The 11963-nt window shown below is 40.0% G+C and carries 11 protein-coding genes and 1 pseudogene; 5 read left to right on the top strand and 7 right to left on the bottom strand.

Annotated features, from left to right (window positions below; translation table 11 throughout):
* Positions 1-169 precede the first annotated feature (169 nt).
* The 7 genes and pseudogenes from XM47_RS02130 to XM47_RS02095 all read right to left on the bottom strand — a co-directional run bounded on the left by XM47_RS02130 (position 170) and on the right by XM47_RS02095 (position 4643).
* Positions 170-424 carry a helix-turn-helix domain-containing protein gene (locus XM47_RS02130; protein WP_048688884.1) on the bottom strand — a complete coding sequence of 85 codons (255 nt, stop codon included), beginning with the start codon at positions 422-424 and terminating at the stop codon, positions 170-172.
* An 84-nt stretch (positions 425-508) separates the two neighbouring features.
* A pseudogene (locus tag XM47_RS19005) lies at positions 509-1120 on the bottom strand (type I restriction endonuclease); the annotation flags it as partial.
* A complete protein-coding gene (locus XM47_RS02115) occupies positions 1117-2139 on the bottom strand; it encodes a Fic family protein (RefSeq protein ID WP_048688878.1) in 1023 nt (340 codons plus the stop codon). The gene XM47_RS02115 and the pseudogene XM47_RS19005, both read right to left, overlap by 4 nt.
* A gap of 10 nt (positions 2140-2149) precedes the next feature.
* Positions 2150-3583, bottom strand: a complete 1434-nt coding sequence (locus XM47_RS02110; protein ID WP_048688875.1) for a hypothetical protein — start codon at positions 3581-3583, stop codon at positions 2150-2152.
* A 17-nt stretch (positions 3584-3600) separates the two neighbouring features.
* On the bottom strand, positions 3601-3897 hold the full coding sequence (locus XM47_RS02105) for a restriction endonuclease subunit S domain-containing protein (RefSeq protein ID WP_048688872.1): 297 nt from the start codon (positions 3895-3897) through the stop codon (positions 3601-3603).
* Between the two features lie 226 nt (positions 3898-4123).
* Positions 4124-4408 (bottom strand): type II toxin-antitoxin system RelE family toxin, encoded by a 285-nt coding sequence (locus XM47_RS02100; RefSeq protein WP_048688870.1) that lies wholly within the window; start codon positions 4406-4408, stop codon positions 4124-4126.
* Positions 4398-4643, bottom strand: coding sequence for a type II toxin-antitoxin system Phd/YefM family antitoxin (locus tag XM47_RS02095; RefSeq protein WP_459553597.1), 246 nt, complete (start codon positions 4641-4643; stop codon positions 4398-4400). Before XM47_RS02095 ends, XM47_RS02100 begins: the two co-directional genes overlap by 11 nt.
* A gap of 1300 nt (positions 4644-5943) precedes the next feature.
* Between XM47_RS02095 and XM47_RS02090 the strand changes: the two genes are divergently transcribed.
* The 5 genes from XM47_RS02090 (at position 5944) to XM47_RS02070 (ending at position 11798) form a co-directional block, all read left to right on the top strand.
* Complete coding sequence (locus tag XM47_RS02090; RefSeq protein ID WP_012537714.1) at positions 5944-6600, top strand: quinolone resistance pentapeptide repeat protein QnrS2; 657 nt, start codon at positions 5944-5946, stop codon at positions 6598-6600.
* A 343-nt stretch (positions 6601-6943) separates the two neighbouring features.
* On the top strand, positions 6944-7939 hold the full coding sequence (locus XM47_RS02085) for a tyrosine-type recombinase/integrase (RefSeq protein ID WP_245623400.1): 996 nt from the start codon (positions 6944-6946) through the stop codon (positions 7937-7939).
* A 7-nt stretch (positions 7940-7946) separates the two neighbouring features.
* Positions 7947-9599: a phage integrase SAM-like domain-containing protein gene (locus XM47_RS02080; RefSeq protein WP_024608497.1), complete on the top strand. Its 1653-nt coding sequence runs from the start codon at positions 7947-7949 to the stop codon at positions 9597-9599.
* The gene (locus tag XM47_RS02075; protein WP_024608498.1) at positions 9596-11401 is read left to right on the top strand and encodes a site-specific integrase; all 1806 of its coding nucleotides are present in this window, start codon (positions 9596-9598) and stop codon (positions 11399-11401) included. Before XM47_RS02080 ends, XM47_RS02075 begins: the two co-directional genes overlap by 4 nt.
* The gene (locus XM47_RS02070) at positions 11394-11798 is read left to right on the top strand and encodes a hypothetical protein (protein WP_024592037.1); all 405 of its coding nucleotides are present in this window, start codon (positions 11394-11396) and stop codon (positions 11796-11798) included. Before XM47_RS02075 ends, XM47_RS02070 begins: the two co-directional genes overlap by 8 nt.
* The last annotated feature ends 165 nt before the right edge of the window (positions 11799-11963 follow it).

The raw sequence follows: 11963 nt of genomic DNA, 5'->3' as shown, positions 1-11963 counted from the left end.
TTCAATATATCATGTAATCATAATGAGTCAATCAAATTGATTGCAAGTGGTGCAACATGAAAACAATCAGGCGCAGTTACGGTTTATGTTGAGGGACAAACTTTTAATGGAGTTGGTTCATTTATGGATTGTCATTTGTGGTCAGTACACAGCATAAAGTTCTATGTCGTTATTCTGACTGCAGTAACTCAATCAGTTTAAGCTTACCGTCTTCATCAAGCTGGTCAATTAAACACGCCAACGTCGCACTTTCTTGAGACTCACAAAAGAAGTAATTCACCGGAACATTAAGTTCTTTAGCAAGTTTTTTTAGGGTAGCAAGATCTGGCATATGACGACCAGTTTCATAGTGATTCATGCGACCACTAGCTGAGCTGGGATCAATCCCTATTTTTACACCTAAATCTTTTTGGCTTATTTTCATTCGATTTCGAGCCTCTTTAAGGCGCTCTGTAAAAAAGGACTTAGCCTGCACGGGTAGTTCACGGCGATAACGTATGGTTAGTTATTTATATGCATCGTGAATATTAGCTTGCTCTTCTCGAATAGCACTCTTAAATTCAAACACAACCACAGGTAAACCGTTGATATATAAAATACCATCAGGAATACGTTTGGAGTTATCGGAAGATGGGCTATCAATTTCTAACTGGTTAACGATTTTAAAAATGTTGTGCTGTGTTGTTGCAACATAAGGTACGCTTGGCTCAGCTGCCATAGGTAACGCTTCTTATGACTCTTGAGCAACAGCTACTTCTTCGCTGTTTACTTGGTCATAATCAATTAGCTGAATATATAAATCTTTTTTAGAAACTTCACCTGGCTTACTACCTGATTCACGCTTTAATAAAAAGCCATCACTTAACCATTTACAGAAGGTTTTATTGCTTTCATATAAGTCACCTACAGGCAAGGTTTCGAGTTGTAGGATAATGCTATCAATTTCACCTGTGGTAATTTCATCAGCAGCATAACGATTAGCTAAATAGGTTCGTAAGTCATCTTTAATGAGCACTTGCTCAGGTTGCCTAGCCAAATCTGAACCAGAGGTATAGGGATAACCCTGCTCACCCAATAATTCGATAATCGCCGCTTCTAATTGTGCTTCGGTAAATTTCATGAATTTTTTACCTTCCAATGGCCTGTTTTAGCAGAGCCGACACGTTCAATATAGTTATTGTCGTTAAGCACTTTGATATGTCGCTCAATGGTGCGTATTGACTTAGTTAGTTGATTTGCCAATGCTTGCATGGTAATGCTAGGTGTTTCTTGTATTTTAAATAAGATCAATTGTTGAAGTTTTGAAAGTTTTACCCCGTCATTTATACCGTCATTTATACCGACACTTACCCCGTCATTCACACCAATTTTGCGGCTTGAGCCACTAGTGTATATTGCATCAAGAATCATCTGTAACATAAACTCAATAAAGGGTGATGAATCCGTTAATTCTGTACTTTTTCGAATGGCTAAATAATAGTCTGACTGGTGTTGGTGCACTAAGCTTTCGACAGGAATATTAATAAATACATCATGCCATTTTGATAATATTAACGTTTGCCATAAGCGTCCCATGCGGCCATTGCCATCATCAAAAGGATGAATAAATTCAAATTCGTAATGGAATACGCAACTCGCGATTAAAGGGTGAACATCTGTTTTTGTAAGCCAAGTGAATAATTGTGTCATTAACATGGGTACACGGTCTGCTTGCGGCGCCATATGTACTACTTTATCGCCCGACATAACACAACCCCCTTTACAACGAAACATGCCCGCTTGTTCTACCAAACCTTTCATTAATATTTGGTGTGCAGACAATAAATCGTTGGTTTTGGTTGGTTGCCAATTACGAATTACATCATAAGCGGCAATTGCATTATGGGCTTCTTGCACTTCTTTTGGTGGTGCAATGACACGTTTTCCATCAAGTATTGCCGTAATCTGCTGTTCAGTTAGTGTATTTCCCTCAATCGCTAACGAACCTTTTACGGTGCGCATACGGTTTACTTTACGCAAACGTAATAATTTTTCGTGTTCGGCTTGTACCGTTAAACGCCCAATCGCTTCGCTAATTTGAGCAACCAACGTTAAGGTTTTATTGGTTAGCGTAAATGGAGGAATATACTCACTTGTCATTTTATTACCCTTAAAAACACGCAGGAAAATGTGTTTTTAGTAGCTTCATCATATTGCGTTTGGCTTTATGCAGTTTGATGACTTGGTTTATCATCACCTGTAGCGCTTCAGCATCTTCACCTTGCAGTTTATTTTCTAGGCTTAGCAATAAATCAGTAGCCTGTTGATAGGCTTGATTGTTACTTTGGCTAATGGTTGGCAGCACAACACGCGCATATAAATCGATAGCTTCTTGTGGGTGTTCGCCAACAATTAAATCAGCTAATTTAATTAGCTTACTCGGTTCAGCTTTATGTGATTTTACCCATAAACGAGCTTGGGCTACTTGTTGATGATAAAGGTAAAAGCTTAATAGCGCATCCGCCTCACGCACAATATTCCCGTAGCTATTTTCGGCATAACACTGCGTAAAAATATGCTCGGCTTTTTCTTTGCATTTATCATCAATCACCCCTGTTTTTTGTTCAAGTGTTATTAACGCTTTGTAACCCGAAAAACTAGGCGTTTGGCTAAAGAGTTGCCACGCCAACTGCCATGCTTGTTGATATTCTTTTAACGCAAGGCGTAACTCAACTTCAAATTTTTGACAGCTTATTTTATTGGCCTCTTTTTTTACCGCGTTATAGGCTTTTTTTAACCAATATTCAGCGTCTAATAGCTCATTGTGATCAAGGCAAAGCTGCGCAATTTTAAGGTGATCTCTTTCATCATAAGCTGACATGGCCATTAAGTGGCATTGCGCGGGTAAGTCGTTGTTGTTTTTCGCCTGTTCAATTTGCGGTTCAAGCAAACGCTCAAAGGCATACTTTTCTTTCCATATACTTAAATCAAGCCCTTGCTTGTGGCGTTTTTCTGCCTCTGCTTGGCACAAGGCGACAAAAATACACTGCACCGACTCGGTTAACTCAAAGTCTTCCGGTACGCTTGGAAACACATCGTATTTATATTCTTTATAATGCTCAAATATCCATTGGGCCTTTTCATCGTCAGACCAAGTTTGCTGGTTAAACAAGCTACTTAACCGCTGATTTAATTGCCCTTCTAAATCAAAGCGGTAACCGCCAGAATCATCTATTTGCTCTAGCACGGTATTTAACCGAACAAGCGCATGTAAGGTAAGTTGCCATTGTTTATCAATCGGTAACTGCTCGATAGCCATAAAAATATCAACAAACATATTCTCGCTATGATGAAAGTAGGCGCGAACCTCGGCATAACTCCAAGCTTGTTTTTTTGGTAAAGCTTTGGTGATCATTTTTTTAATTTCACCGCCACTTAACCCGCCTTGGTCGTTTAACATGGCAAGCTGCCAACGGCTTTGTTCATCGGCTGACTCACCAATATAATTGAGAATAATGTCGCTGAGCTCATCAACCGACTTTTGTTTAAACCAGCTTTTTAGCTGGCTCATGATAGGGTGTTCTTCGTCGTCATAGGTTTTCATGATAAATATGCTTCTGCCTAGGCCTTAGTTTTGCTGTGGTCAGCGGGCAAGGTTAATTTGCCAGAGATGAGTTTTGGTAATAATGTGTCTCTCAATTTGACAAGTGACTGAGATTCATTCACATTTAACTCCACTTTTTGTACTTTTGAAGTAATTAAACGATTGAATACATCTATAACACTGTTTTGAGGTTGAATTACCTTAAACTCGTTCAAGGTTTGTCGACTCCAATTTGGAAACGTTGAACCGGTGGCCAAACCTAATAAAGTTTTTATACTGTTTTTAGATATTTGATCTGTAAAAATGTTCTGCACAACTAATTCAGGACACTTTCCTAAAGGAATTTAACTCATACTCTACTGGAGATTTATCCCCATTAGCCGTATGAAGCCTTTCTAAGTTGTAATAGCGCATATACGCTGCCACATCATGTTTCATACAGGCAAGTGTCATAGTTGAATTTGATATGAGAGGGAGTGAAGTATTTCTTCTCAAATCCCTGTTTGAACAACTCAAAATCCAACATGCCATTTTCCCTCTCTACACTCGCTTTGCAGCGATTTTATAAACCTGATTACGTTCTCGCTTACCAACTGCTACAACTGAAATAACTACTTCCTGATCTCTTACTTGATAAACAAGCCGGTATCCTGCACTTCTCAGTTTTATTTTGTAGCAGTTCTGCATACTGCTTAATTTTGCCGCTGGTACGTGCGGATTTTCTAAACGTTCAATCAGCTTCTTCTTAAACTGAGACTTAATGGTGCTGTCCAACTTGCGCCATTCTTTCTCTGCCTCAACCTTGAAAACTAACTTATAAGTCATCGATGCTGATCTCTATTTCTTCTGAATGCTCACGCTCTTTAATTATCTGAGCAAGCTCAATATCTTCCAGTTTATCCATGAGCATTTCATAGGCATCGGCAGGAACGCAGTAAAATGCAGGTTGATTACGGTTCAGTACCGCAACAGGGAACCCGTCAGCTTGTTCTATAACTGCCATAGGGTTCTTTTTAAGTTCGCTGATACTTGTTGAGTTATCAGCGAGAATTGGACGAATTGTTGTCATAACTAAATCCTTAATGACCATTTAACAGTGTTAATAATAAGTCTCCAATGGCTTTAAGTCAATCAAAAAGACCTTTTAATAGGTCTTTAAATAGTGATTTACTCGCATTAATTAATTGGCTCTCATAAACATCTATATATTCAATCGACATAGACGGTTCTTTGTGTCCCAAAGCTCGTTGTATGGTTTCAGTGGTACACCTGCGGCATTCATATTACTGGCATAACTACGTCTTCCAGAATGCGAAGACGCACCACGAAAGCCGCAACGCTGATAAATGTTTCTAAGAGAGAATTTAAGAACATCACAAGTAATCGACTCGCTCATTATTTTTGTTATAACGGGTTTTCCTTTTCATCGAAAAACTGCGCCCACGATTATTTAGCAATACTTTACTTTTAGAATTTAGCCCTTGGTAATCACGATCAAAGGTAACAGCCCACTTTCTAAGTTTTCGACAGTCTAACCACTCTTGGAGTACCAATTTAGTTTGCTGACTAAGCTAAACCTTTCTTGGTCGTCTGCGCTTGCACAAAGCCGCCCTAAGATGCAACTTCGTTTTAATTTTTCCAGTAGCTAGTAACATTTCAATATAGTGATTTGAGCCAGTTTGCTAACTCTGATAGTTGATAGGGACAAAACCAAAGCAACTCGCTTTAGCTCCGGTTCTTGCATGAGCAAACATCGTTTAAGAACTTATTTGATTTCAGATTGGGTGAGTGATCTTGCTTTTCTCATATGTGTTTTTCTCGATGTTACCGGAATAACACACATCACGGATTAAAGCTGTGTTGGGCAGCATGGGACTTTGAGGGAAAACGGGCGTATCAATCTTTATTGTTATGCATACTTAAAAGTGTAACATCTCCTTTAATGGTTAATATCTGCGGTTGTAAGGGTGAACTGAACTAAAGCATAGTTCTTATAGAGGTAGTACTTTCTGTGCTGATTGGAATCTAACAGAGGCGATGTTGCCAAACTCATTTCTGCCCCATTCCTTCTTAGACCTTGTATCTACTTCAAATTGCAGGCTTCCGTTTAAGGTTACTTTACCTAATGGCGGACATCAGTAATCTATTGGGTTCCTTTTCTCTGTGGCTTTTTAAGCGGATAACTTTTTTCAATGGTGCCGCGTACTTTGAACGTTAACATAGAGGCTCAGGGCGCTATTTTACCCCCTTAAAATAGGCAAAATGAGGGTTTTTAAGATCTTGATTTTTAGTGTTTTTATTTTGTTGATGTGATGTGGCTTTGATGGTAGTGTTGCGTCCAGTTCATCATAGGAGTCAACATGGAAACCTACCGTCACACATATCGACACCACAGTTTTTCACATCAAGATCTAAGTGATATTACTTTCACTGCTTGCACCTTTATCCGATGCGATTTTCGACGTGCTAACTTGCGTGATGCGACATTTATTAACTGCAAGTTCATTGAACAGGGTGATATCGAAGGTTGCCATTTTGATGTCGCAGACCTTCGCGATGCAAGTTTCCAACAATGCCAGCTTGCGATGGCAAACTTTAGTAACGCCAATTGCTACGGTATTGAGTTACGTGAGTGTGATTTAAAAGGGGCCAACTTTTCCCGAGCAAACTTTGCCAATCAAGTGAGTAATCGTATGTACTTTTGCTCAGCCTTTATTACTGGATGTAACCTGTCTTATGCCAATATGGAGCGGGTCTGTTTAGAAAAATGTGAGCTGTTTGAAAATCGCTGGATAGGGACTCACCTCGCGGGCGCATCACTGAAAGAGTCAGACTTAAGTCGAGGTGTTTTTTCTGAAGATGTCTGGGGACAGTTTAGCCTACAGGGTGCTAATTTATGTCACGCCGAACTCGACGGTTTAGATCCTCGAAAAGTCGATACATCAGGTATCAAAATTGCCAGCTGGCAACAAGAACAGCTTCTCGAAGCGTTGGGTATTGTTGTTTTTCCTGACTAGATGCTTACGAATACCTGCTGATAAACTATACACAACATTAATACATTTTCTAATTCAAATCACCAGAGCTAGATCAATACTTCTAGCTCATTCTTGTCCAGAAACGTGTTACATACCAATGTCCACATAAAAAATCGTTTATTTTTGTAGCAAAGCATAATGCGTACAATTATACTGTGTTAATATACAGTGAATTAGGGCGATTATGCTTTGCATTAAATCCACATCTGACTTTGAAATTGAAAGTGTGAAGTACCCTAACTTTCCCCTCTTAACGTGGGAAGTTGATAATTCAGATCTAGGGATTGAATCAGGAATGCTTTGTGTAGAGGCGTTGCAGTTCTTGGTATATGAGTGCTTAAAACGAGGTCGAGTGAATAGTGAGAACACTTGGTGGACGTATGGCAATCACCTAGCTCAATTCCTGACATTCTGTGAGCAGAACAGTTTGGATTGGCGAGACATTTCAGAAAGCAGTGAAGATGAAATGTTAGTCAGTGCTTATCGTGACCTTTGTGTTGGTGAGTTTGGCATGTCGGTAAATTCAACCAATCAGCATTTAAGAACGATAGTGCGTTTCTATTCTTATGGCGTCGGTAAGTGGTTTAAGTCATTACCTTACTCTCTAGAATCCGTTTCAGTGAATAAAGGCCAGCAGTTTTTAGCTCATACAGAAAGAAATGGTGGTAAGAAATACAGCTCTGATTTGATGATGAAAACCTTTGAGAAAAAAGCTCAATTTTTATCGGTAATTGAAGTGCGAGATCTTTTATCTGCGATTGAAAATTCAACCTTAAAGCTGATGGTTCGCTTATGTCTACAGACAGGAATTAGACGAAAAGAACTGTTGCTGTTTCCCTTGAATATAATAAGAAAGCCTACTGGAAACAGAGCTTACTATGAGGTCAATATTTCACGAACCAAAGGTGAGAAAGAGCGCAAAATACACATCCCGACACGATTGATGGAGGACTTGTGGCGTTATGTCAATGAGGCTCGTTTTCAGAAGCAACAAGAGTCGGAAGTGGAGTCAAATTGCTTGTTTTTAACGCCTGATGGTCAAGGGTGGGCTTCTCAAGGTTCTGCTTTTGGTAAGGCTCTCAAGTCGCTTAAATTACCCTTTCACGTATCACCGCATATGTTAAGGCATACTTATGCAACGCACATGCTGAAAGGAATGTTAGAGCATAAAAGCAGTAAATTTGAACCGTTGATGTACCTACAAGCTCGGCTTGGACATTCAAGTATCACAACCACGATGAAATATTTACATTTGGTTAATGATTTGGTCGATGACTTGTCGATTGAGTATCAACAACAGATTGATGCGATTGTGTAGGTGAAATATGGCGAGACAAAGAAAAAAACTGTCTATTAACAAAGACAAGCTAAAGAAAACATCGGCAGTAGAGTCAACAACTGACACTGCTCAAAATCGAGAAATAGTCCGACCAATCAACCCTGTAGTGAATTACCCGAATATCGGTTCAAAAGGTGGCAATGGTTCTAACGTCAATTTTACTCGTTTCTATGGCAAAGGTTATGACGACATTACAAATCGAGTGTACTACACCGCAAAAGCTCTGCTGAAAAATACCGATGCTCTTAGCGAGGAAACTCAAAAAGGTTATTTTAAAAATGGTTTTTTCCATTTCGCTGAATACCTTACATTATTTAGGTATTCAGCGGGTGAGGACTTAACACAAGATGACATTACGCCAGAGTTGATCGAGCAATATTTACTGCACCTTAGAGGTTGTGAGTTAGGGTATAACACCCTAAAAGGTTACTACACTCATCTCAAGTCAATGCTGATACACATGAGGGACAAGGGCTATTGGTCAGTCATTGATGACATAAACCTAAACAGTGATTTCTTTCCTAAGAGCCCATTTCCAAATTCAAGTAAACGTGCAAAGGGCGAGAAACCACTGACTCCCCATGAAAAAAGGCAGGTGGTGGTTGCGCTAAAACAAGCAATTAAGCCGATTTATCAAAAGACCGAACCACTAACAGGTTATCAGTTAACACTGTGTTTGTTAGCTGTGGCGATTCAGACAGGCATCAACACATCTCCGCTTCTCAATATGACTACCGACTCATTGACCGACCACCCACTTAAAGATTGCCGCAAGCTCTTAACCGTATTCAAAAAAAGAGGCAACTCCACGCAATTGCACAATTTACGAAAATCACAGGAACTTGAAGTAGTGCAAGGAATAAAGCTTGATGTGGCTTATCTTATTGAGGCTATCATTGAGCGTAATAGCCAAGTGAGAAAGTCTATCGATTCCGACTTGTTATTTGTCTATGAGTCTAGAGTTGCCCACATAGGTGCCGAGAGAGGTACGGCCTCCTCTCTAGCAGAAAGGCTGCTTAGATATAACATCAAAAAATTCATCAAAGAGTACGACTTAAGAGATGAAGATGGTCGAACGATGAAACTTAATGTAAGCCGTTTTCGCAAGACGTTCATCAATGGTATTTATGAGCTGAGTGGTGAGAGTTTGTTAATTGCTGCGCGGCAAGCCAAACACAGTGGGACAGGAACGCTTGACCACTACCTGCAAGCTCCCGAGCAATCAAAGCGCAACTTGGGCTTAATGGGTGAGATACGAGTTAAAGAGCTAACGTGCGCAGAGCCAAGCGTCCCTGTAGGGCATTGTAAAGACCCTAAGAATGGCGATAAAGCACCGAAAAATGGCTCGTTCTGTAATGACTTTTTAGGCTGCTTCCGCTGTAAAAGCTTCGTTATTACAGGTGATGATTTGTATAAACTCTTTAGTTTTTATTGGGCGATTATTCGAAGCCGTGACGAGTTTGGTCGTAAAGACTGGAAGCGTCATTTAAAAAATGTTCTAAGAATCGTAGATGAAGAAGTTGTCCCTGAATTTGCTAAGCTTGGCCAGCTACAGCGTGTAGAGACTGAAAAAGAACGGGCAAGATCTAATCCACATCCGTACTGGCAAAACCTTGATATGTTGAAGGTGACGCAATGAGTTCAATTGAGTTAATACTCACACAAGCTGAGTTTGCAATTCAGCAATGTCCAAAGCCAAGCACCAGTGCGCTTGAGCAAGTCATTGATGGCTCTCTAACGGGTATCGTGACCTACATTAAACTCGCCAATGGTGAATACCAAACGCTATCTCGATTTGAGGAAGATGTATGGGTGTTTCCTGCTAGTAAAGGTACGAAAGCAACTATAGCAAGTGCATTAAACCTTACTTTTTCTACGATTGATGATACTCAAATGAAGCGCATGGCAAAGTGGGTAATCTGGAGCAAATTCAAAAAGGGGTTAGCTCTTAATACTCTTGTGAAAACATTGGACAAGTTGAAAAGTTATTTTCAGTGGGTTTTAAGTTCAGATACTACAGTTACACATGGGCTGACAGCTTTTACCTCAAATGCCTACGTTAGGCATGTAAATACCCTGCACTCAAAACGAAAAGGCGAGACTAAACCACTGACAGCAGTCACCAAGGTGGATAGATTCCGCATTCTAGAAGACCTTTATTACCACTGCAAAGAGTTTGATTTTGTCAAAGAGCATCCTTGGCCTCAATCAACCGCTAATGAGCAAGCAGGGTATGTTGGTGAAGCGTATCGGGAAGCCATTACCAAAGGTAAGACCCCCATTATTCCAAATAAAGTGCTAATTCCGCTGTGCCAGTTTACTAAATCATACCTAGATAAAGCTGATGAAATTCTGAAATCGTCAAAAAAGAGAGAAACATTGCTACTGCGAGATAGCTGTATCTTCTGGCTGTTACTCACAACGGGTATGCGTATCCATGAAATATTAGGCATTAAGCGTGATGCGTATCGCTCTGAAACGAAAGGTGACACCACTTACTACCACATCGAAACTGTCTCTGAGAAAACACATACAGGGTTAGCTGAGTGGATTGCGCCAAGGATAGCCACGGAAGCGATTGATATTCTTGGCCGTTTGAGCGCTCCACTTCAAGATCAACTTGAGTGTGATTTACTAAAAGCGAAAGCAAGCAACGATCATGTGGAAGCACATCGACTTGAGGAAATATCAAACCACATCTGCCTATCGAAAAACCTGGGAAAAGGAAACGCAATTTACCTATTGTCAGGGGTGGCAATGACTAACGCTAGGTTGCCAAACTTATGTGAACAGATAGGGAGTAATTGGAACCTATCAGCGCACCAATTCAGACGTACCTTTGCTAATTATGCGGTTCACTCTGAATTAGGTGACTTGAGAGCATTAAAAGATCACTTTAAACATTGGTCAATTACCATGACCACTTTGTATGCCTTTAATGATGCTTTGGATGCTGAATTGTTTGAAGAAATGCTTCGAGAGAAATATCTGGTTGAAGAAGAAATTAAGCAAGATTGGTTTGAACTAGACACGCCTATCACTGGTGGCGACATAGCTCAAAACATCATGAAGGTCCGTGAGGATAAAGAGTTAATTAAATCTTTTGGCTCTCTTAGTGCTATGGCAAAGGCATACTCTAGCTCCATACCAATTCGCTCAACAGGTATTGGGTGGTGCACCAATGATGATGAGTGTAAGTGTGGTAAGCCTGATAGCTGTGAAAGCGGCATTGTAGATAAGCGACACCTGCCTTATTGGGAGGGAATGCTAGTGCAGCAAATGAAACTGATGCAATTGGATGATATTGGTGAAGCTGGTAGAGCGGCGGTAAAAAAAGGCATGGAACGCTGTGAAAAGGTTCTAGTGGCATTGGGTATTGATGTTGAAGCTATGAAGCAAGAGATTAACGAGAGAAAGGATATCGAGGTGATAAATGTCTAACCAGAAAGAAAAAGCGACACATAAAGCGGTTCGACTTGCCATTGTTCGAATCGAAAAAGGTCGTCCAAATACTGTTTCTCATAAACGTAAAATGAGTGTCGCTGCCGTTGCCGAAGAAGCAGGTGTAAGTCGAGCATTGATTCACCGTGATTGCCCTGAACTATTAGAGCGTATTAAAGGCGGTGTAAACAAAGACATTCGACAGCAACGTGATGCCAAACAAACTGAACTTAATAAATACAAAGACCGCAATCGAGAGTTGCGGTCTGAGGTGGCAGAATTGAAAGCTATGCTCGCTAAAGTTCAATCACAAAATGCTACGTTAATACGAAAAAACATGGCTCTGAGCAATGCTCGTGCGGACAATAACAATGTAACGCAACTAATATACAGCTAATTGCCTGAATTTAATGGTAATAATTTCAAATTAAGGTTACTTTTGAGATAGTTAAAAACATCCAAAAGTGTAACCTTAAACAAAGTTATATAAAACATAAGGTTAGCTACAGTTACATGTAACGAACTATTTATAATTAATGTCTTTCGACATTACTATTAAAAT

The organism is Catenovulum maritimum (assembly GCF_001050375.1).
GTDB lineage: Bacteria > Pseudomonadota > Gammaproteobacteria > Enterobacterales > Alteromonadaceae > Catenovulum > Catenovulum maritimum.
This window is presented reverse-complemented; position numbering and strand designations above follow the sequence as displayed.